The 20,680-nt window shown below is 68.2% G+C and carries 16 protein-coding genes; all 16 read right to left on the bottom strand.

Translation table 11 applies throughout. The features are described from left to right. Nucleotides 1-12: 12 nt before the first annotated feature. Nucleotides 13-1,047, bottom strand: coding sequence for an ABC transporter ATP-binding protein (locus ACQPZQ_RS29375; RefSeq protein ID WP_433286049.1), 1,035 nt, complete (start codon nt 1,045-1,047; stop codon nt 13-15). Then, a complete protein-coding gene (locus ACQPZQ_RS29380) occupies nt 1,044-2,111 on the bottom strand; it encodes an ABC transporter ATP-binding protein (protein WP_433286051.1) in 1,068 nt (355 codons plus the stop codon). Before ACQPZQ_RS29380 ends, ACQPZQ_RS29375 begins: the two co-directional genes overlap by 4 nt. Next, on the bottom strand, nt 2,111-3,013 hold the full coding sequence (locus tag ACQPZQ_RS29385) for an ABC transporter permease (protein WP_433286053.1): 903 nt from the start codon (nt 3,011-3,013) through the stop codon (nt 2,111-2,113). The genes ACQPZQ_RS29380 and ACQPZQ_RS29385 overlap by 1 nt, the downstream gene beginning before the upstream one ends. Then, complete coding sequence (locus ACQPZQ_RS29390; RefSeq protein WP_433286055.1) at nt 3,010-3,957, bottom strand: ABC transporter permease; 948 nt, start codon at nt 3,955-3,957, stop codon at nt 3,010-3,012. Before ACQPZQ_RS29390 ends, ACQPZQ_RS29385 begins: the two co-directional genes overlap by 4 nt. Further along, entirely contained in the window at nt 3,954-5,561 is a 1,608-nt protein-coding gene (locus tag ACQPZQ_RS29395) for an ABC transporter substrate-binding protein (protein ID WP_433286056.1), read from the bottom strand. Before ACQPZQ_RS29395 ends, ACQPZQ_RS29390 begins: the two co-directional genes overlap by 4 nt. Before the next feature lie 571 nt (nt 5,562-6,132). Continuing rightward, nucleotides 6,133-7,122: a phosphotriesterase family protein gene (locus ACQPZQ_RS29400; RefSeq protein WP_433286058.1), complete on the bottom strand. Its 990-nt coding sequence runs from the start codon at nt 7,120-7,122 to the stop codon at nt 6,133-6,135. A gap of 90 nt (nt 7,123-7,212) precedes the next feature. Further along, entirely contained in the window at nt 7,213-8,562 is a 1,350-nt protein-coding gene (locus ACQPZQ_RS29405) for an MFS transporter (RefSeq protein ID WP_433286060.1), read from the bottom strand. Between the two features lie 10 nt (nt 8,563-8,572). Further along, entirely contained in the window at nt 8,573-9,490 is a 918-nt protein-coding gene (locus tag ACQPZQ_RS29410) for an enoyl-CoA hydratase-related protein (RefSeq protein WP_433286062.1), read from the bottom strand. A gap of 35 nt (nt 9,491-9,525) precedes the next feature. Then, nucleotides 9,526-11,244, bottom strand: coding sequence for a class I adenylate-forming enzyme family protein (locus ACQPZQ_RS29415; protein ID WP_433286064.1), 1,719 nt, complete (start codon nt 11,242-11,244; stop codon nt 9,526-9,528). Nucleotides 11,245-11,303: 59 nt separating this feature from the next. Further along, entirely contained in the window at nt 11,304-12,041 is a 738-nt protein-coding gene (locus ACQPZQ_RS29420) for an ABC transporter ATP-binding protein (protein WP_433286066.1), read from the bottom strand. Next, nucleotides 12,022-13,863, bottom strand: a complete 1,842-nt coding sequence (locus tag ACQPZQ_RS29425) for a branched-chain amino acid ABC transporter ATP-binding protein/permease (protein WP_433286067.1) — start codon at nt 13,861-13,863, stop codon at nt 12,022-12,024. Before ACQPZQ_RS29425 ends, ACQPZQ_RS29420 begins: the two co-directional genes overlap by 20 nt. Then, entirely contained in the window at nt 13,860-14,798 is a 939-nt protein-coding gene (locus tag ACQPZQ_RS29430) for a branched-chain amino acid ABC transporter permease (RefSeq protein WP_433286069.1), read from the bottom strand. Before ACQPZQ_RS29430 ends, ACQPZQ_RS29425 begins: the two co-directional genes overlap by 4 nt. A 28-nt stretch (nt 14,799-14,826) precedes the next feature. Next, complete coding sequence (locus ACQPZQ_RS29435) at nt 14,827-16,143, bottom strand: ABC transporter substrate-binding protein (RefSeq protein ID WP_433286071.1); 1,317 nt, start codon at nt 16,141-16,143, stop codon at nt 14,827-14,829. Nucleotides 16,144-16,339: 196 nt separating this feature from the next. After that, complete coding sequence (locus tag ACQPZQ_RS29440; protein WP_433286073.1) at nt 16,340-17,542, bottom strand: LLM class flavin-dependent oxidoreductase; 1,203 nt, start codon at nt 17,540-17,542, stop codon at nt 16,340-16,342. A gap of 29 nt (nt 17,543-17,571) precedes the next feature. Beyond that, on the bottom strand, nt 17,572-19,494 hold the full coding sequence (locus tag ACQPZQ_RS29445; RefSeq protein ID WP_433286075.1) for a flavin-containing monooxygenase: 1,923 nt from the start codon (nt 19,492-19,494) through the stop codon (nt 17,572-17,574). Then, complete coding sequence (locus ACQPZQ_RS29450) at nt 19,491-20,654, bottom strand: amidohydrolase family protein (RefSeq protein WP_433286077.1); 1,164 nt, start codon at nt 20,652-20,654, stop codon at nt 19,491-19,493. Before ACQPZQ_RS29450 ends, ACQPZQ_RS29445 begins: the two co-directional genes overlap by 4 nt. Nucleotides 20,655-20,680 lie beyond the last annotated feature (26 nt).

Here is a 20,680-nt window from a genome sequence, read left to right on the forward strand (position 1 = left end):
AAACCGGGCAGGTCACCTGCTGTTCCCGGTATGCAGATGACAGGCGACAGCACTCGATTCCCGCATCGGCCGGAGTTCGGGATCCACCTCGTGGCACATCGACATCGCCACAGGGCACCGCGACACGAAGTTGCAGCCGGCGGGTGGGTGTGCCGGATCGGGAACGTCGCCGGTGAGCACGATCTTGGATCGCGAACGCTGTGCGAGCGGGTCGGGCACCGGGATCGCGGAGAGCAGCGCGCGCGTGTAGGGATGGAGCGGCTCGAGGTAGACCTGTTCGGCCGGGCCGATCTCCACGATCCGGCCGAGGTACATCACCGCGATGCGGTCGCTCATGTGCCGCACGACGCTCAGGTTGTGCGAGATGAACAGGTAGGTGAGGCGAAGGTCGCGCTGCAGGTGGCGCATCAGGTTCAGCACGTCGGACTGTGTGGAGACGTCCAGCGCGGAGACCGCCTCGTCCGCCACCACGAGCCTGGGGTTGATCGAGAGCGCCCGCGCGATGGCGACGCGCTGGCGCTGCCCGCCGGACATCTCGGCCGGGTAGCGCGTGAGGTAGTCCGGCCGCAGTCCGACGCGGCCGAGCATCTCGCGCACCCGGTCGTCACGTTCGGCGCGCGAGAGGTTCTCGAAGATCTTCAGCGGCTCGCCGACCGAGGCTCCGATGGTCTTCGTCGGATCCAGCGACGCGTACGGGTCCTGGAAGATCATCTGCATGTCCCGGCGCCGCCGTCGGAACTCGCTTCGCGACACCGACAGCACGTCCTGCCCGGCGAACCGCACGCGTCCGGAGTCGGGTTCGAGCAGCCGGAGCAGCAGCCTGCCGGTGGTCGACTTGCCTGACCCCGACTCGCCGACGATGCCCAGCGTCTCGCCCTCGCGGATGGAGAAGCCCACTCCGTCGACGGCGCGCACGGCGGTGCCGCCCCGGCGCAGGAAGCCTGCGCCGCGCCGGAAGGTCTTGTGCAGATCCTGGACCTCCACCAGCGGCGCCTCGTCCACGGTCGCCGCGGTGGCATCGACCGGTGCCGTCGTCGCCCGTCTCATGCCGCTCCCCCGTCCAGTCCGGCACCGGCGGCCGCGATGCGGTCGTCGACGATGCGTGGCAGCCGGTCGATCTCGCCGCGCTGGATCCGCAGGCAGCGGCTCGCGCGGGTGCCGTCGAGGAGGGCGAGGTCGGGCTCCTCCGTGTCGCAGAGGTCGTTCCTGGCGTGGCTGCAGCGAGGGTGGAAGCGGCAGCCGGCCGGCATCTGGTCGGGGCGCGGCACCACGCCGGGGATCGAGCTGAGGTCGAGCCCGGCGTGAGCCGCCTGCGGCATCGCCCGCAGGAGCCCGGACGTGTAGGGGTGGCGCGGGTCGGCGAAGAGCTCGACGGTGCCGGCCTCCTCCACCGGCTGACCCGCGTACATGACCGTCACCTCGTCGCAGAAGTCCGCGACGACGCCCAGGTCGTGGGTGACAAGCAGGACCGCCATCGACGTGCTCTCGCGCAGCTCCCGCAACAGCTGCAGGATCGCCGCCTGGACCGTGACGTCGAGGGCGGTCGTCGGCTCGTCCGCGATCAGGAGTTTCGGGCGGCACGAGATCGCCATCGCGATCATCACCCGCTGGCGCATCCCGCCGCTGAACGTGTGCGGATACTCCGCCGCGCGACGCCTCGCGGCAGGGATCCCGACGAGGTCGAGCGACTCCACCGTGCGTGCCCAGGCCTCCCGCCGGGAGGCTCCGGTGTGCACACGGACGGTCTCGGCGATCTGCTCACCGACCGTGTAGGCCGGGTTGAGGCTGGTCATGGGCTCCTGGAAGATCATCGCGATCTCGGTTCCGCGAACCCCGCGCATCTGCCGCTCGGTCTGGCCGAGCAGGTCGCGCCCCTGCAGGCGGATCCGGCCGCCGGGGATCCGGCTGTGCCGCTTCGGGAGCAGTCCCATGACGGCGAGCGCGGTCACGGTCTTCCCCGAGCCCGACTCCCCGACCAACGCCCGGGCGCCGCCTTCAGCGACGTCGAGCCGGACACCGTCGACGACCCGCATCCAGCCGTCGTCGGAGTCGAACTCGATCGTCAGATCGCGGATCTCGAGCAGCGGCTCGCGGCTCGTGCCTGCGTTCATCACGACCTCCGCTCACGGCCGATGGCATCCCGGATGCCGTCGCCGAGAAGGTTGAACGACAGGACCATGAGCATGATCAGCAAGCCGGGCACGACGACCAGCCACGGGCCGAGGAACTGCTGCTCGAACGCCGTGCGCAACATCGCTCCCCAGCTCGGTGCCGGCGGCTGGATGCCGAGCCCGAGAAAGCTCAGCGCAGCCTCGGCGAGCAGCGACAACGACATCAACAGGCTGGTCTGGACGAGCAGGGGCGAGCGGACGTTCGGCAGGACGTGCACGAGCACGGTGCGCAGCCTCGAACAGCCGACGACGATGCTCGCCTCGATGTAGGTCTCCTCCCGCACCGCGAGGCTCGCCCCGCGCACCACGCGGAACAGCCGCGGCGCCGACGCGAGGCCGATGGCCAGCATCGCGTTGACCAGGCCCGGCCCGAGCACGGCGATCACCGCGAGGGCGAGCACGAGCGCCGGGATCGAGTTGAACGCGTCGGCGAGCCGGCTGAGCAGCCAGTCGACCCGGCCGCCCGCGAATCCGGCGACCAGCCCGAACGAGACGCCTGCGGCCAGCGCGACGCCAACAGAGATCAGGGGCGCGGTGACCGACACGCGGCTGGCATAGAGGGCGCGGCTGAGCACGTCGCGACCGAGATCGTCCGTGCCCAGGATGAACTGGGTGCTGCGCAGCGGCGGCAGGTAGCGGCTGGAGAGGTGTTGCAGGTTGGGGTCGTACGGAGCCAGCACCGGCGCGAGGATCGCGCAGACCACGATGAGCAGCACGAACGCCAGGCACGCCAGGTTGACCTTGCTCCGCAGCAGCCGCCTGCCGAACACCCGCATCGGCGAACGCACGGCCGGGGGCTGCACGGTCACCGCCGCCCGTGAGGTGACGTCGGGAATGGTCACGACTGCCTCACCTTCGGGTTGAAGTACAGGTACGAGGTGTCGACGAGGAAGCTGACCAGCAGCACGAAGAGGGTGATCATCAGGACGAAGCCCTGGACCACCGGGAAGTCCTGGTTGATCACCGAGTCGATCGCGAGCGTGCCGAGGCCGGGGATCGCGAAGATCCGCTCGATGACGATCGCCCCGCCGATCAGGGCCGAGGCCTGCAGCCCGAGCACCGTCACCACCGGGATCGCCGCGTTCTTCAACGTGTGCTTGACGACCACCAGGTGCCGGGGCAACCCCTTGGCCACGGCGGTGCGGATGTAGTCCTGCTCGCTGACGTCGACGACGCCGGCGCGGGTCTGGCGCGTCACCTCGGCTGCCGTCACCGTGCCGAGCGCGACGGCGGGCAGCAGCAGGTGCTGGAACCAGCCGACGATGCCGCCCTCGGCGATCGGGACGTAGCCCGCCACCGGTGCCAGCCCGAGCTGCACCGCGAACACGCTGACCAGGATCAGGCCGAGCCAGAAGCTCGGCATCGAGATGCCGAGCGTGGCCACGGCTGTGGAGAGGCGATCGACGGCGGTGCCCGGACGCAGCCCGGCGATGATGCCCAGCGTCAGACCGGCGACGACGGCGAGCAGCAGCGCGAGGACCGTGAGCGAGAGCGTCACCGGCAGCGCGTCGGTCAGCGAGGCGAGTACCGGCCTGCTGCTGAGCAGCGAGGTGCCGAGATCACCCTGTACCACCTGCACGAGCCAGCTCGCGTACTGGACGAAGAACGGGCGGTCCAGTCCGAGTTGCTGACGGACGAGCTCGATCTGCTCCGGCGTCGCGCTCTCACCCGCGGCGACGGACGCGGCGTCGCCGGGCACGAGGTAGGTCAGCGAGAACGTCAGGAAGCTGACGATCAGCATCACCGGGATGATGCTTGCCACGCGCCGGGCGATGAGACCGGTCATGACGTCTTGACCTTGGCCGCGCTGCGAAGGCCGTCGTTGCCGGCCGCACCGGTGAACTCACCCAGCCCGACCACGTCGTCCAGGTAGCCGCTCGGGAGGGTGTGGTTGCAGACGTAGACGTGCACCGGACCCAGCTCGAAGGCGCGGGCGAAGACCTTGTCGTACAGCGCTGACCGCTCGGTGACGTCGATGGGCTCGGCAGCCTTGGTCACCAGGTCGGTGAGCAGCGGGTCGGTGAGATCCCCCGGGTTCTGCGCGCCGTCCTTCAGGTAGTGCTGCGCCGTGAAGATCGACGGATCGGTGTAGGAGCCACCGTCACCGGCGTACGAGTCGCCCTCGCCCTGGCCGAACATGATCCTCGCCTGCACCACGTCGACGACCCGCAGGTTGACCCGGATACCGACCTCGGCCAGGTTCTGCTGGTACAGCGAGGCCCGCGTCTCGTTCGACGGCGTTGCCGGCACGAGCATGTCCATGTCGAATCCGTTGGGCAGGCCGGCCTGGGCGAGCAGCTCCTTCGCCTTGGCGACGTTGCGGGTCCAGCCCCAGTCCTCGCGCTCGGCGTCGACCGTGGCCGAGTGGGCGAAGTGGCCCTCCGGGAACGGCTGGACGGTCTTGCGGCAGTCGCCGTTGAACGCCACCTCGGACAAGGCGTCGCGGTCGATCGCGAGACTGAACGCCTGCCGTACCTCCTTGGAGCCCAGCTCACTGCGAGCGGGGTTGAGCAGGATTCGGGCGCCGGAGATGGCGTCGCTGCGGAACAGCTTGATCCCGGCGGCTTCGGCCTCCTTCGCGGGCGGGCCGAGCAGACCGCCGAGGTCCAGCTCGTTCGTCCGCAGGAGGTTCACCACGCCCGAGCCGTTGTTGACGACGACGTCGAGGGTCTTGACTCGGTAGGCGTCGTCGTCCCAGTAGTCGTCGCGACGGGTGTAGGTGTACTGCGTGTCGGGCCGCGACGAGCTCAGCACCATGGCGCCTGCCCCCACGGGCTTCTGGTCGAGGTCGGGGTTGTCGAACGCCGCAGGCGAGACCATCATGCCGACGCGCGAGGCCAGCACGTTCGGCAGTGCGCCGCCCGGTCCCTTCAGGTTGATCTTCACCGTCGCCGGGTCGACCACGTCGACGCTCGCGATCATGAGGATGTCGTTCTTCAGGCGCGAGCGCTCGTTGGTCATGTAGCGGTCGAGGTTGGCCTTGACGGCCTCGGCGTCGACGGGGTTGCCGTCAGAGAAGGTGATCCCCGCGCGCAGCTTCATGATCAGCGCAGACCCGTCCGGCGCCAGTTCCCACGACGTGGCGAGCATCGGCTCCGGTGCACCCGACTCGTCGACCATCGTGAGCCGGTCGTAGACGGGAACCAGCCAGGCCATGTCGAGCTCGGACTGGCTCGTCATCGGGTCGAAGGACGTCGGTGTGGTCTGCTGCGTCCAGCGCAGGGTGGCGTTCCGGTCGATATCGCCGGTGGCGAACTGCGGCTCGCCGACGTCATTGCCGCTCTGCGAGCGCGTGCCCCCGCCGCACGCGGCGAGCAGCATGGCGACAACCGCGATCAGGACGACACCCAGAACGCCACGCCGCCGCCTTGCCGCTGCCGGACCACCCACAGCCCGATTCCGGCCCGCCTGAGCCACGGTTTCTCCCATCGCCATTGAAGGATGAACCAACGATCTGCGCCATTCGATGCCGGCCGAATTCGGGCGGCCCGAATGAACACGTACGGCAAAGCTCTTTCAGAGCACACCCGCGTTCATGTGCGTATCCGAAGATGGATCATGATTTCCCGCGGTCGAGTCCGACCGATTCACCGATCAGATCGGCAGAACGTGGACATTCGCCATAATTGCTCCTCCTCGAGCAGCGTCGGCCCACGACACGCACGAAGCATTGGCGCCGAACTCGACTCGCCGGCTCCCACGGTGCAGGGCCTACTCGAATATCCTTTACCTGCGGGACGATGTCAAGGGATCACGTCGAGACCTCGACACCTGTTCGATATCTCGAATGGAGTGGGCGAATTCGAGCCCCCGTGACCGGCGGCAACCGCCGTCAAGTGTGGAGGAGCCCATTCACGCGGGTGCCGCGCAATGACATCTGCACGCTGCGGATCGGACCGTCCACAGCCGGGGCGCGGGCCGACCGGCGGATGTGGTGAATGGGCTCCTCGGGTCGTGGCGGTCAGTAGCTTTCGCGCGGCGCCTCGAAGATGCGGCGCGGGTTGTTGATCAACATCTCGTCGAGCTGCTCATCGGTGACCCCACGCGCCTTGAGCGCCGGGATGACGTCCTTGCTGATGTGGTTGTAGTGCCAGTTCGGCATCCGCAGGGCGTCCGGCACCCGCTCGGCAGGGCTCCAGTCCATGTAGCAGCTGGCGTCGTGGGAGAGCACCATCCGGTCGGCGAATCCGCGCTCGCAGAGCGTCGCGACGACCTGCACCCGGTCCTCGAACGGCAGCAGGAGGTCCATCCCGAACCGGTCCATACCGAGGTAGGAGCCACGGCGGATGATCTCGGTGAGGTAGTCGAGGTCCGTCGTGTCGCCCGAGTGACCGATCACCACGCGCGAGAGATCCACTCCTTCCCGCTCGAAGAAATCCTGCTGGTCGAGACCGCGACGGGTATGGCTGTCGGTGTGCGTGGAGATCGGCACACCGGTCTCCCGGTGGGCCGCGGCCACGGCACGCAGCACCCGCTCGACACCCGGGGTGATCCCTGGCTGGTCGGTGCAGCACTTCAGGATGGCCGCCTTCACGCCGGTGTCCGCGATTCCGCCGACGATGTCCTTGACGAACATCTCGATCATCGGCTCCTCCCCACCCAGCCGGGTACCGGGGCCGACCGCGGAGAGAAACGTCGGAAGCGCGTCGAACGTGTAGAGCCCGGTCGCGGCGATGATGTTGATGTCGACCTTTTCGTTGATCTTCTGCAGGCGCGGTATGAAGCGGCCCATGTTGAGCACGGTGAGGTCGACGATCGTGCCGATTCCGGCGTCGCGCAACGAGGCGAGCCGCTCGACCGCCTCGTCGACGCGCTTGTCCTCCTCCCAGCCCGAGATCTCCGGAAAGTTGTAGTTGATGTCGGAGGTAAGGATGAAGACGTGCTCGTGCATGAGCACGCGGCCAAGCGTGTCGGTGCCGGCGGCGCCGCGCACCGTATCGACGTGTGTCATCTCAATTCCCTTCACCAGAACGGACAATCAATCAACCCGCTCGGAAACGCCGGCCCGATCCGGTCGGGAATCCGCCCGGCTCTCCTCCCGCTACACGCGCCGCGTGGCCCGAGCACGAACCAACGTTTCGGGCATCAGCAGGGCACCGATGAGCCCGACGCCGAGCACGACAGCTCCCGAGACGAAGGCGACGGAGTACGAGAACACGTCGACGAGCAGGCCCGACACCAACGGCCCGACCACCGCTCCCCCATCGGAGAACATCTGGAATATCGCCACCCGCTTGCCGGGCCGCCCCCCACTGATGTCGGCGAGCACTGCCGCCGGAGCGCAGCCGAGAAACGCGCCCGAGACACCGAGCACCGCCATCGCGCCGAGGAACACGCCCAGGTTCGGCGGCAGCAGCGCGAGTGCCAGCACGGCCGCCGTCATCACACCGCTGCCGAGCAGCATCGCCGGCCGCCGACCCCACGTGTCGACGATCCGGCCCGCCCGCAACAGCACGATGACCTGCGCAACGGACCCGACGAGGAACGCGGATCCGGCCCACGCCGCGCTGCGGTCCAGCTCCTCCACCACGTAGATCGGCATGAGGGAGCTGCGGACGCCGTAGAGCATCCATCCGACACCGAGGTTCGCGACCAGACATGCCGCGAACGCCCGGGTCCGTGCTCTGCGATCCGCTGCTCCCCGTGACGTGGTCGCGCGCGGGGCGGCCGTGCCGCCCTCGTCCGCGTGCTCGGCCAGCAGCGCCTCGGCACGAAGGGCGTCATCGGACGCCCCGTCGAGGTCGTTCGCGTCGCCGCGCGACGGGGCGGGCCGGCGGCTCAGCAAGAGCATGCCGACCACCGCCGCGACCGTGAGAATCGCGCCGTACACGAGAAACGGCACCCGAGGTTCGATCGCGGTGAGGAACCCACCCACCGCAGGCCCGACGATCGCGCCCACCATGAATCCGCCCTGGAACAGGCTGGAGGCCCGGCCGCGCTGGGTGGGCAGCGCAGTCCGGAGCAGCAGCGACATCGCCGCCACGGTGAATGCAGCGCTGCCGATCCCGCCCACCGAGCGCAGGATCACCACCCAGGCGAAGCTGGGCGCCAGCCCGGCGACGAAAGTGGTGACCGCCTGGAGCACCAGCCCGCAGGCGAGGACTCGCCGCGCGCCGAGCCTCTCCACCAGCACACCGTTGGCCAGTGCCGACGCCAGCCGGCACAGGGCGAACGCGCTCACGGCCGTGGCGGCCGCCGTCTTGCCGACCCCGAAGTCCGCGGCGAGCAACGGGATCGCGGGCCCGACGATGCCGAAACCGAGAGCGACGATGACCGCCACCAGCGAGAGGACGTAGATGTCCCTGGGCATCGCCGGGGCCGGCCGCGAGGACCGGAACCGGCGGGCGGAGTCGTCCGTGGACGGTCTGTGTGCCGGACCGGCCTCCGTCATCGGTGTGTCATCAGCCCTTCTCCTGGCGCGCGCGGTAGTCGTTGTACGGGCCGTCACGCCATTCGAGGACGGGACCGATGCCCGTGCCGCCCCGGTGGGCTTCGTCCATCCGGTCATGGAACTCGTACGCCTGAGCGGTGGCCTGGCTCATCGCGTCGTAGTCGGCGGAGCTGCGCACGGACGAGTAGATGCCCATGTTCTCGTAGAACCGGTTCATGTTCTGCTTGAGGATCGCCAGGTGATCCGACGTGAGGTTGGCGATGTTGTCGGCGTAGTCGATCGCGCGGTCCTCCAGTTCGTCGGCGGGCCAGGCGTGATTGATCATCCCGACCTCCTCCGCCCGCTTGCCGGTGATCGAGGACCCGGTGTAGTAGAGCTCCTTCGCCGCGCGCATGCCCATCACCAAGGGCCAGATGACGCCCGTGCGGGAGGTGCCGAACCGGTTGCCGGGGTGCCCGAGCTGGGCATCATCCGCGGCGACGACCAGGTCGGCCATCATCGCGATCTCGCACCCACCCGCCAGCGCGTAGCCGTGGACCTGCGCGACGGTCACCTTGGCCATGTTCCAGAAGTACATCTGGATGTCGACGATCTGCTGCATGCCGGTGCGCACGCCCATCACGAGCCGTCGCCCCTGCTCGTCGACGGTGCGGAAGGACCGGACGACCGCGTCGGCGCCCTGATCGCGCGGCGGCGTGAGGTCATAGCCCGCGCTGAAGGTGCGGCCTGCGCCACGCAGGATGATCACGCGGGTGTCGTAGTCGCTCTCCAGCCGGTGCAGCGCGTCGTTGAGTTCGTAGAGCAACTCCTGGCTGAGCGCGTTCATCTTCTTCGGGCGGTTGAGCGTGATCCGCCCGACCCGCCCGTCCTTGCCCACCCGGTCGAGCAGCAGGTTCTCGTAGGTCGTCTCGTAGGGGTCCGCTGTCATGTCGGCCTTCCTGCTCGGTTGCTGCGGAATCGCGTTCAGCGGCCGGCCGCCCGGCCGGTGCCGGACGAGCCGACGAGCCCGTCCCTCAGTGCCCGTTTCATGATCTTCCCCGTCGCCGTGCGGGGTACGTCCTCGGTGATGAACTCGATGCGCGAGGGCACCTTGAACCGGGCGAGACGCTCGGCCGTGTGCGCCCGCAGTTCCTCGGCCGTGGTCGACCCGTATCCGTCGGCGAGGCGGACGACAGCGGCGACCTCTTCGCCGAGCCGCTCGTGGGGAAGGCCGAACACCGCGGCCGTGTGCACCGCCGGGTGGTCGTAGAGCACGGCCTCCACCTCCCCGCAGTAGACGTTCTCCCCGGCGCGGATCACGACGTCCTTGATCCTGTCCACGAGGTAGACACGGCCCTCGTCGTCGAGGCGCGCGACGTCGCCGCTGTGGTGCCAGCCGTCGCTGAAGGCGAGGGCAGTGGCTTCCGGGCTGCGCCAGTAGCCGCGCACGATGTTGGGGCCCTTCACCCACAACTCGCCGACCTCACCGGTCGGGACCTCGTCGCCCTGCTCGTCGACGATCTTGATGTCGTTGACCGGGGTGGGCCTTCCCACGCTGTCGGGGTGCTCCCAGTACTCCTGACCACCGATCAATGTGACGGCCGACGTCGCCTCGGTCATGCCGTATCCCGTGCCCGCAGCCACCCGCCCGCCGAACAGCTTCTGCACCCGCAGGACCTTCTCCGGGGCGATCGCGGTGGCGGCGAACCCGAACGACTCGAGGCTCGACAGGTCACGCGTGGTCAACGACGGCGAGTCGAACAAGCCCTGGACCTGCAGTGGCACACCGCCGAACGACGTCAGGCGCTCTCGTTCGATCAGTTCGAGAGCCCGCTCGGCGTCCCACCGGTACATGAGAACCGACTTCGAGCCGGCGGCCATGCCGATGTAGAGCGACGACAGCTGGCTGATGTGGAACAGCGGCATGTGCGCGAGCCCGCCGCGCTGTGGGGTCGGGCCCAGGTCCGGTCCGATGCCGGCCATCTCTGCTGCGACGGCCCCGTTGAGCTGTGCGTTGAGCAGGTTCGTGCAGTGGTTGCGGTGTGAGTGCATCGCACCGCGGGCGCGGCCCGTGGTGCCCGAGGTGTAGAGGATCGTGGCGAGGTCGTCGGTGCCGATCTCCACCGGCCGCAGCGTCAGCCCCGTCTGGAGCTGCCCTCGCATCTCCGCGAACGGCACCACCCCGCCGAGCGCCTGCTCGGTGCGCACGGAGACGACTCCGCGGAGCGCGCGTGCAGCGGGGATGATCCGCTGCATCCGCTCGAGCCGCTCCCGATCGACGACCAGGAACACGCCCTCGCTGTCGTCGAGCCCGAACTGCAGCTCGTGCTCCGTCCACCACGCGTTGAGCAGCACCGCGACCGCGCCGAGTGCCTGCGCCGCCCAGAAGAAGAGCGGGAACTCGGGGTAGTTGCGCATGGCGATGACGATGCGATCGCCCGGCCCGATCCCGTAGTTCTCGGCGAGGTGGTGCGCCAGCCCTGCGACGACGTCGTAGTGCTGCTCATAGGTGTAGCGCTCGTCGTCGTAGACGAGGTAGTCGCGGTTTCCCCAGACGCGGCTCGCCTCGAGCACCTCGGTGAGGGTGTGCGGGCCGACCTGGTACGCGCGAACCCGCACGCCGAGCACGTCCTGCTCGCTGATCTCGAAGGGTCCGCCGGGCCCGATGAGCCGGGCGAGTGCGTCGTCGCGGGTCGATGCCACCGTGGCCTCCCGAGTGAGCGAGATGATCCTGCCTAGGGCTGGTGAGCGAGCTGGGCGCTTCAGAAGACCTCCCACCAGTCGTCACGGGCGCGGGCCTCGTCGCCGGTGCACTCCGCCACGAACTGGCCGCTGCGCATCACGTAGACGTGATCGCAGTACTCCAGCGCGGTGCCGATCGCCTGCTCCACAAGCACGACCGAGAGCCCGTCCTGCTCGACGAGTTGCCTTGCCGCGTCCAGCAGGTTCTGGTTGACCTTCGGCGCGAGGCCGAGCGAGGGCTCGTCGAGGAGCAGAACGCGGGCACCGGCCATGAGCGCGATGCCGAGACTGAGCATGCGCTGCTCGCCACCGCTCATCGAGCCGGCCAGCTGGGTGCGGCGCTCGCCGAGCCGCGGGAAGAGCGCGACCACCCGCTCGCGGCGCTCGTCGATGAGCGTGCGGTCATCGACGATGGCCGCGCCCAGTTCGAGGTTCTCCCACACCGACACCGACGAGAAGACGGCCTTCTCCTGCGGCAGCGCGACCAGGCCCCGCGCAACGCGATGGCTCGCGGGCTTCGCCGTGACGTCCTCACCGAAGAGCTCGACGGTGCCTGCGAAGCACGGCAACAGCCCGGCGATCGCCTTCATCGTGGTGCTCTTGCCCGCGCCGTTGTGGCCGAAGACCGCGGTGATCTTCCCGCCGGGCACCTCCATCGACACGCCGTGGACGACGGGCTTGCTCGCGTAGCCGGCCTCGAGGCCGGACACCCGCAGCACGGTGGTTCCGCTGATCGCCTCAGACGCCGAAGTAGGCATGACGCAGCTCCTCATCGGCCATGAGAGCGGAGAGCCTGCCCTGCGAGCGGACCTTCCCCATCTCGAGGAAGTAGCAGTGGGCATCGAGCTTCTCCAGGAAGGAGAGGTTGTGCTCGACGATGCAGACGGTGCGGCCCAGCTCGGGCAGCCTGCGGACGACGGTGGCCACCTCGTCCACCCACGCCGGGTCGACGCCGCTGGTGGGCTCGTCGAGCAGCAGCACGGGAGCATCCGTGGCCAGCACCCTCGCGATCGCCACCAGCTTCTGGTGACCATGCCCGAGGCTGCCGGCCACAACCCCGGCGCGCTCAGCCATGCCGACCGTCTCGAGGTAGCTCATGGCCTGGTCGACGGCGCGGCGCTCGTCGCGGCGCCCGCGGATCGGGTCGAACAGGAGCCTGCCGAATGCCTCGCCGGACTGGCCGGGCACCGCCATCACGACGTTCTCGAGCACGGTCATCGCGTGGAACAGCCGCGTGTCCTGGAAGGACCGGACCATGCCGCGGGACACCACGGCGTCCGGGGTGAGACCGACGATCGACTCGCCTTCCAGCTCGACGCGCCCCTCGTCGGGAGAGATGAAGCCGGTCCAGAGGCCGAACAAGGTGCTCTTGCCCGCGCCGTTCGGGCCGATGAGGGCGGTGAGGCGATGGCGTTCGAGCTCGAGGTCCACCCCGTCGACGGCGACGATGCCGCCGAAGCGCTTGCGCAGGCCGGTGACGCGCAGCACGACGCGCCGACCGTCGGAGGGCTCCGGTCGTGACGGCAGCGGCGTGGTGTCGGGCGGCGGTGGCAGTGCAGGAAGGCCCGCTCCACCGGCGCCGCTCCCGGCCAGCGCCACGGTTCGGTGCCCAGCGCTCCCCACGGCAGCGGCGTTGTGTTCGGTCGCAGGCTCGGCCGGCACACCCACGGCGGCCGGGTCGGTGGTGATCCCCCGGCGCCGCAGGAGCCCGCGCAGCGACGCGCCCGCCCGTTCCTTCACGATGCCCGACGGCCGCAGGATGCTCACCAGCACGAGCGCCAGGCCGTAGATCACCTGCTGGACGAACGTGGCCTGCTCCGGCGCGATCGCCACGACGTTCTGGAGGAACGGCGTCGAGCCCTGGATCAGGATCGCGCCGACGATCGCTCCGATCATGTTGCCGGAGCCTCCGATGATGACCATCGACATCATCGCGATCGACTGGTTCAGCGAGAAGAAGAGCGGGTTGGCCGTCGAGTAGTAGTAGACGAGACACGCACCGGCGAGGCCCGCGATGCCCGACGTCAGTGCGAACACCGACACCTTGAACCGGGTGGTGTTCTTGCCGAGCGACCGGGTGGCCGCCTCGTCCTCGCGCAGGCCCTTGAGCACGCGCCCGAACGGCGACTCCCCCAGGCGCCGGCAGACCCCCACGACGAGCAGGGAGATCACCAGGAACACCCAGAAGATCGCGCCCGGATCAGTGATCTCCTGCCCGAACAGGGAGATCGGCAGGACGCCGGTGAGGTTGTAGCCGCCGCCGAGCGCGGGCAGCGTCATCGTCAGCTGGTTGACGATGTAGGCGAACGCGAGCGTCAGCAGGATGACCCAGTCGGAGCCGAGCGCGAGCGCCGGGAGGCTGACCAGGGCACCGAACAGGTATCCGACGCCGATCGCGAGCACCAGCCCGAGCAGGAATGGCACACCGAGGTGCACGGAGAACAGCGCCGCGGTGTAGCCGCCGACCGCGCCGAAGGCGGCGTGGGCGATCGTCGGCTGGCCGGTGTATCCCAGGATCAGGTTGAGGGACGCAGCGAACATGATCATGATCAGGATCTGGTTGACCAGGTCGATGTTCATGAGGACGCACCTCCGGGCGCGGCAGGCGACGGGGCGAACCGAGCACGGACGGACGGCGCGACCACCTGCACCGCCCGGACGGCGACGTAGATCAGCAAGATCGAGAAGACCACGAGGACGCTCCATGCGGGAGCGATGAACAACGCGGAGAGGCTCGCCACCTCACCGATGGCCACGCCGTACACGGCCAGCTTCACCGGCGAGGCGGACGCGCCTGCCAGCGCGGCGACGACGAACCCGTAGAACACCCTGTCGAAGCCCATGCCGGGGCTCGCGGCCGTGTTCGTCGCGTCGATCATCCCGAGGATGCCGCTGACCAGCGAGCCGATCGCGAACACCAGCAGGAACATCCGGCCTGTGTTGATGCCCACCGACGCCGCCATCGTCGGGTTCACCCGCACCCCGCCGATCCAGCGGCCCCAGCGGGTGCGCGTGAGGAAGTACTGCAGAGCACCGATGATCAGGACGCCCACGATCACGGTCAGGATGTCGAGGTTGGTGAAGTTGACCTCCCCGATCAGCACACCTGCAGGCGGGATGACCTCCAGCGGCAGTGGCTGGGTGTTGAAGCCGATCGAGAGCGCGTTCTGCACGACGACCGTGACACCGAGCGAGGCGATGAAGACGGGGATGAGCGGGTCGTTGCCCGTGCGCTCGGCGCGCCGGCTGATCGGCCGGTACACGATCAGCTCCAGCAGGACGCCCAACGCCGTGCCCACGGCGAGACCGATGATCACGGCGATCGGCACGATGAGGTAGAAGGTGCGGACGAAGAAGATCGCCGTGTACACGGCGAGCACGTACGTCGAGATGTAGGCGACGTGGAACCGCCGGGTTATGGAGATGATCAGCCCGAAGCTGGCGGCGAGCAACGCGATCTTGGTGCCGTCGACGAGCCCGTTGATCAGCAGCTGGATGAGATGTTGTATCTCCACGGCACTCCTCTCTATGGGTTCGCCGGGCTCAGGGCTTGGAGAGTGAGAAGTCGCGCCCTCCGATGTCGCCGGAGGCGAGCAGCTTGGGCACCGTGTCGCGCACCTCGAAGATCCCCATGGGGCGCGTGGCGAGCGTGTGGGTCACCGGGTCGAACTCCAGCCGCCCTGCCGGCGAGCCCGTCCCGTAGACACTGCTGAACGTGGGGTCGTCGAGCAGCGCGTTCTGCAGCTGCTCCCCGTCCTGCGGGTCACCACCCTTCTTGATGACCCGTTTGACCAGCTCCCAGAGCAGGAAGGTGGACTCGTAGTAGTTGGCCGGGAAGTAGTCCGGGATCTCCTTGTGCTTGGCGTAGTAGGTCGAGACGAAGTACGTGCCCCAGTCGTTGCGCGGATTGCTGTCGAAGTAGTCAGCGGCGAACACGTACCCGTTCATCGCGGAGCCGGCGATCTCAGCCGTCGAGGACGCGTAGTCCGACCCGATGACCGTGGCTTTGAGCCCGCTCGTGGCGAACTTCTTCATGAACGCGGGTGGGTCGCTGCCGTAGAGCGGGGTGAAGAACACGTCAGGCTTGATCCGGCGCGCCTCCGTGAGGGCCGCCGTGAAGTCGCCACCGGCGTTCGTCGCGATGTAGACGACGGTGGAGACCTCGGCACCTTTCGGACCGAACTTCGACACCGCGTTACGGAAGTCGGCCTCGAGCGCAGCGCTGAAGTCGCCGGAGTTCGTGTTGAGCAGCGTGATCTTGCGGGCCTCGGGCAGCGCGGCCGTCATGTACTGCAGGCCGATGGGGAATGTGTCGTTGGGCGCGAGGGCGCGTGCGCCCCACACGAAGGGCAGCTTCTGGAAGAGCGTGGACGTGCCACCGCCCGGATCGATACCGAGAATCTTGAACTGGGCCAGTGGGCCGACCATGCTCCCCACGTTGAAGACGTTGGCGGCCAGCACCATTCCGATCCCCCGCGAGGCGAAGTCGCGGACGGCATCGGCACCCGCGGTGGTGGACGCCGCGACGTCCTTCGGAACGAACGTGAACTGCGGCCCACCCGCGGCCGCGATCTGCTCGGCCGCCAACTCCATACCCCTGAGGCTGAGCTGCCCGTAGTACGCCTGGAACGTGCTCAGCAACAACGTCGCTCCGACGGTGATCGGCAGGCCTGCGCCCACCGTCGCGCCGCCGGGACCGGCGAAGTTCTTCTTGATGAAGTCCGGGTCGACCGGCGCCACGGCTGCGGTCTCCGCGATGTTCGGCCCGGGCGGAACCGAACACGCGGCGAGACCGAGAGCTGCGAGGCCCGCACCCGAGAGAGTCAGAAAGGAGCGGCGACTGAGGGGAGGGCGCGTCATCGAGTTCCTCCGGTTGCGACACGACGGACCCTCCGACGCTGTGACCCGCCGAGAGAACCATTGTCCGAATATTCGGACGGCCGTCGAATCGATGTATTTCGAAAATAACGCCTTGCGGCAAACGGCGTCAATATGACACTCGCCGCCGTTCATGGCCGCGCTGTGTGCAGATACACACGCCGGCCGGATCGACAGGTCAGCCGAATGCCGCTTCCATGCCCTGACCGGGCCGGGCCGGGTAGGCCGCGCGCTTCTGGGCCCACTCCGCCTCGTGCTTGTCGAACATGGCCCGGGCAGCGATCTTTCGTTTATCGGTCAGTTCCTGCTGGTGTGCGGTGACCCAGTCGTAGGAGTTCTGCCGCGGCGTGTTGTACCCCTCGAAATGCGGCATCACGTAGCGGGCATAGAGCTCGTAGGACTTCTTCGTGTGTTCCCAGGTGGCCCAGTCGTGCGCGTTCAGCAGGATGGCACCGATCTCCGGGGTCTTCTGGTACAGCCGCTCGATGCGGGCGATCGCGTCGTCGGGGGTGCCGATCACTGCGGCACCCTGTTCGACGTACCAGTCCACCAGGTCGACGCCGTCGGGCACGAAGATGCGTGGCATGTTGTTGTTGAGGTAGTCGACCTGTTCCCGCAGGCCGAAGCGAACCTGTTCGAGCGCCTCTTCCCGCGTCTCGGCCAGGTGCATCCCGACCACGAGCCGCAGCCGGCTCGGATCCATCGTCCTGCCGTGCTCGGCGGCCACCTCGCCCGCGATCGCCCAGTTCACGTCGAGGGCGTTGAAGCCGGCGTTCTCACCGGCGGCGACGCACAGCATGCCCAGGTCGTACTTGCCGGCCAGCCGCCCACCGGACGGGGTGACGGCGCTGGCCACGCACACCTCGGGGTAGGGCTTCGAGTAGGGCGGAAGATGGAGCGACGCCTCGACGAGCGTGTACCAGTCCGTCTTCTCCGTGACCACCTCGCCGTTGAACAGACGCAGGATGACGTCGAGGCCCTCCGCCATCCGGTCCCGCTGGACCGAGGGGTCGATACCCAGCATCAGCGCGTCGGAGGCGAGCAGACCGGGGCCGACGCCGAACATCACGCGGCCGCGTGTCATGTGGTCGAGCTGGACGATGCGATCGGCCACCATCAGCGGGTTGTGGTAGGGCAAGGACACCACTCCGGTCCCCAGCCGGATGTTCCGTGTGCGTTCGGCAACAGCGGCGATGAACAGCTCCGGCGACGAGATCGTCTCCATCCCGGCCGAATGGTGCTCACCGATCCACGCCTCGTGGAAGCCGAGCTCGTCGAGGAGCTGAATCAGCTGCATGTCCTGCTGGAAGAGGAGCGTGGGATTCTCGTCCATTTTGTGGAACGGAGCCATGAAAACGCCGTGGCGTAGCTTTACTGCCATTACTCCTCATCGTGATCGAGGTACGCGTGTCAGCTGACGACGAAGTCCGTCAGGTCCGGGTAGCGGAGCCAGTCCCATATCTCGTTGCCTTGGAACGGACAGTTGGACGACGAACGCCCGTACGCGTTGCGGTAATAGTTGTCGGCCCGGGGGTCGCTCCAGGTGCGGAGCTTCTCGCGCTCGTCCAGGTCGTGGTTGTAGCGCCAGTAGGCCTCTGCCGTGACATCGACGGACGCCCGGCCGTCGAGGACGAGTTGCTCGATGCGTTCGAGCGCGAACCTCGTCATCATCTCCGAGAAGTTGACGACCCCGAGGCTGAACGGGTTGGTGTTGGGGCCGTACAGCATGAAGAAGTTCGGGAATCCCGGCAGCATGGTGCCGACGTACGCCCGCGGACCGTCGGTCGCCCAGAGCTCCTCCACCCGTCTGCCGCCGCGGCCCCGCACCTCCATGGGCCACAGGAAGTCGTTCGCGCGGAAGCCCGTGGCGTAGACGAGCACGTCGACGGCGTGCTCCTGGCCGTCGACGGTGGTGATGCCGTGCGGGCTCAGCGCGCGTATCCCCTCCGAGACCAGCGTGACGTCGTCGCGCACGATGGCGTCATAGACGCCCTTGTTCTCGTCGACGATGACGGGCCGGGCGGACATCGGCGGGTGGGGCGGGATCATCTTCTCCATCAGCTCAGGGCGATGCCCGAGCTTCCGATGGAGGAACTCGATCCGGTCATCCCGGATCTGCTTGTTCAGGGCGCTGAGGGTGAGTGGGTCCGTCCACTCCGGATCGAGGTCGAACGAGCGGCTCAGCACGTACGGGCCGGTGAGCCACATGCTGCGGAAGCGCATGAAGTTGGAGAAGTACGGGACGTTGCGGTCGAGCCACGTGACCTGCTCGGGATAGGGATGCAGGTAGCCGGGTCGTTCGAACACCCACTGGGGCGTCCGCTGGAAGACCGTGACGTGCCCGGCCAGGTCGGCCAGTTCCGGGAGCATCTGATAGCTCGTGCACCCCGAGCCGATCACTCCTACGCGGCTGCCGCTGAGGTCCAGGTCCGCCGGCCAACGGGCGGTGTGGAACGACAGGCCGGCGAACGTGTCGGCGCCCGGGATCTCCGGGATGTTCGGGCGCGCGAGGAAGCCGACGGCGCTGATGACGGCATTGGGTCGCCAGACGCGAGTCCCGTCCGGCCCGTGCGCCGTGACCTCCCAGCGACCCGCCGCCTCGTCCCACACGGCCGACCGGACCTCGGTGTCGAAGACGACGTTCTTGCGGACGTCGAACCTGTCGGCGACCCAGTTGAAGTACTTCTCGTTCTCCGCCTGCTCGCAGAACGGGTTCGGGTACTCGAAGTCGACGCCGTAGATGTGGGTGTAGCTGCGGCTCGCCGTGTCGACGCGGGCGCCGGGATAGCGGTTCTCGAACCACGTCCCGCCGACTCCGCTGTTCTTCTCGACCACCGTGTAGGGGATGCCGGCGTGCTCGAGTTGGACGGCTGCGTTGAGCCCGCCCAAGCCCGCCCCGATGACGAGCACGGAGAACTCGTCCAGCCGTTCGGGCGCAGGCGGCCGGCGCCAGCTCAACCCGCGCGCCCAGGGATCGAGCGCCAGCTCCTCGAGCCACATCGGGAGCTCCGCCTCCGCCAGGTCGACTCCCGCAGTCAGGCCGAGGCTGCGCGGAAGCCGGTCGGCCGGGCCGATCGAGAGCTCGCCGGCGCCCTGGTCGCGGTAGGCCTTCACGAACCTCGCCGCCTTGGCCTGGAGGTTCGCCACCTCGTGGGGCGCCAGCGCCATGACCTCGACATTGCCCGCCCGCACGAGCTCCACCTCTGTGGCGGCGATGCTCTCGTCGCCGGTGAGCTGGTACAGGAGCCCACGCAGCGCCATCGGGTCGGCGTGGGTCACGGCATCGTCGATGGTTGCGTCGCTCGCCGAACGCAGTTCCGGTCGAATCGTCATCGCGGCAGGTCGAATCCCGTGCCGGGGATCAGGTCGAGGCCGTAGAGAGCGCTGGCGTTCTCGCCCAGGATCCGCGCCATACGCTCGGGCTGGCGCTGCACCGAGAGCGGGAACGAGTCGGGCGCGTCGAAGTCCCAGTGCGGGTAGTCCGACGAGTACATGATCTTGTCGGCCATTCCGGAGGACTCGAAGAGACCGAGGACGTCATCGAACCAGGCCGGCTCGTCGGGTTCCTCCATCGGCTGCGTGGTGAACCAGAAGTGATCCCGGATGTACTCCGAGGGAAGCCGCTCCAGCTTCACCTCCTTGTTCATGATTCGGTAGGCGTGGTCCATCCGCCATGCCAGCGGCACCACCCAGGACCAGGCCAGCTCCACCATCGCGATCTTCAGGTTCGGGAACCGGTCGAAGACGCCCTCGAAGACCAGGCTCGAGACGGTGGGGAAGTTCAGCGCCGCGAAGTCGCAGTGCTCCTCGAAGTAGAAGTTCGCAGGACCCGATGGCGTGATGCGCCGGCCGGTGAGCACATGGAACCCGATGGGGATGTCGTAGTGCTGGCACACCTCGAAGATCGGCCAGTACTTGCGGTAGCCCGCAGGCCGCTCGTTGTCCGGGGCGAACATGACCTGCACCCAGCGGTCGTTCCAGGCGCCCATCTCCTCCTTGCAGCGCACGATCTCGCGAACGGCGAGATCGGGGACCTCGTACGGCAGGCTGATCGAGCCGTACCAGCGCGGGTCGTCGGTGAACCAGGACTCGGCCCGGTGGTTGTTGAGCGCTGTGCAGAACGCCGCGGAGAACTCCGCGGGAATCCGCAACCCACCGCTGACCTGGAAGCCACCGATGTCGTTGAGCACCGCGGCGCTCACGTCGTACCGGTCGAGCAGTTGCTTGCGGGCGAAGGCCGGGTCGTTGCCGGGGGCGCCACCGGCCGGCGGCACGGCATCCCAGCGGCTGGCGAACTCCCGGTGCCGCGGCCGTTCCCCACCGGGCATGCCCGCACGGAGCCCGACATCCGCCATGTACTCGCGCCAGCGCTGCGGCAGGTGCGCGATCACGCCGGGGCTCGCCGGGTTCATCGATGGGTGGACATCGGAGTCGATGATCCCGACCTTCGTGCGGACCGGGAGGTCGGGGCGGGTGAGCTCCTGGATGGACATGGCTCGTCTCCGGTGGTGAGAGTGGT

Origin of the sequence: Pseudonocardia sp. CA-142604, from assembly GCF_050948475.1 — a bacterium.
GTDB classification, from domain to species: Bacteria; Actinomycetota; Actinomycetes; order Mycobacteriales; family Pseudonocardiaceae; genus Pseudonocardia; species Pseudonocardia alaniniphila.

Bases quoted from the DNA above. Each gene is read 5' to 3' on its own strand.
- ACQPZQ_RS29390 (WP_433286055.1), bottom strand. From the start codon at position 3,957: ATGACCGGTCTCATCGCCCGGCGCGTGGCAAGCATCATCCCGGTGATG.
- ACQPZQ_RS29425 (WP_433286067.1), bottom strand. From the start codon at position 13,863: ATGAACATCGACCTGGTCAACCAGATCCTGATCATGATCATGTTCGCT.
- ACQPZQ_RS29405 (WP_433286060.1), bottom strand. From the start codon at position 8,562: ATGACGGAGGCCGGTCCGGCACACAGACCGTCCACGGACGACTCCGCC.
- ACQPZQ_RS29440 (WP_433286073.1), bottom strand. From the start codon at position 17,542: ATGGCAGTAAAGCTACGCCACGGCGTTTTCATGGCTCCGTTCCACAAA.
- ACQPZQ_RS29420 (WP_433286066.1), bottom strand. From the start codon at position 12,041: ATGCCTACTTCGGCGTCTGAGGCGATCAGCGGAACCACCGTGCTGCGG.
- ACQPZQ_RS29435 (WP_433286071.1), bottom strand. From the start codon at position 16,143: ATGACGCGCCCTCCCCTCAGTCGCCGCTCCTTTCTGACTCTCTCGGGT.
- ACQPZQ_RS29375 (WP_433286049.1), bottom strand. From the start codon at position 1,047: ATGAGACGGGCGACGACGGCACCGGTCGATGCCACCGCGGCGACCGTG.
- ACQPZQ_RS29445 (WP_433286075.1), bottom strand. From the start codon at position 19,494: ATGACGATTCGACCGGAACTGCGTTCGGCGAGCGACGCAACCATCGAC.
- ACQPZQ_RS29410 (WP_433286062.1), bottom strand. From the start codon at position 9,490: ATGACAGCGGACCCCTACGAGACGACCTACGAGAACCTGCTGCTCGAC.
- ACQPZQ_RS29400 (WP_433286058.1), bottom strand. From the start codon at position 7,122: ATGACACACGTCGATACGGTGCGCGGCGCCGCCGGCACCGACACGCTT.
- ACQPZQ_RS29450 (WP_433286077.1), bottom strand. From the start codon at position 20,654: ATGTCCATCCAGGAGCTCACCCGCCCCGACCTCCCGGTCCGCACGAAG.
- ACQPZQ_RS29380 (WP_433286051.1), bottom strand. From the start codon at position 2,111: ATGAACGCAGGCACGAGCCGCGAGCCGCTGCTCGAGATCCGCGATCTG.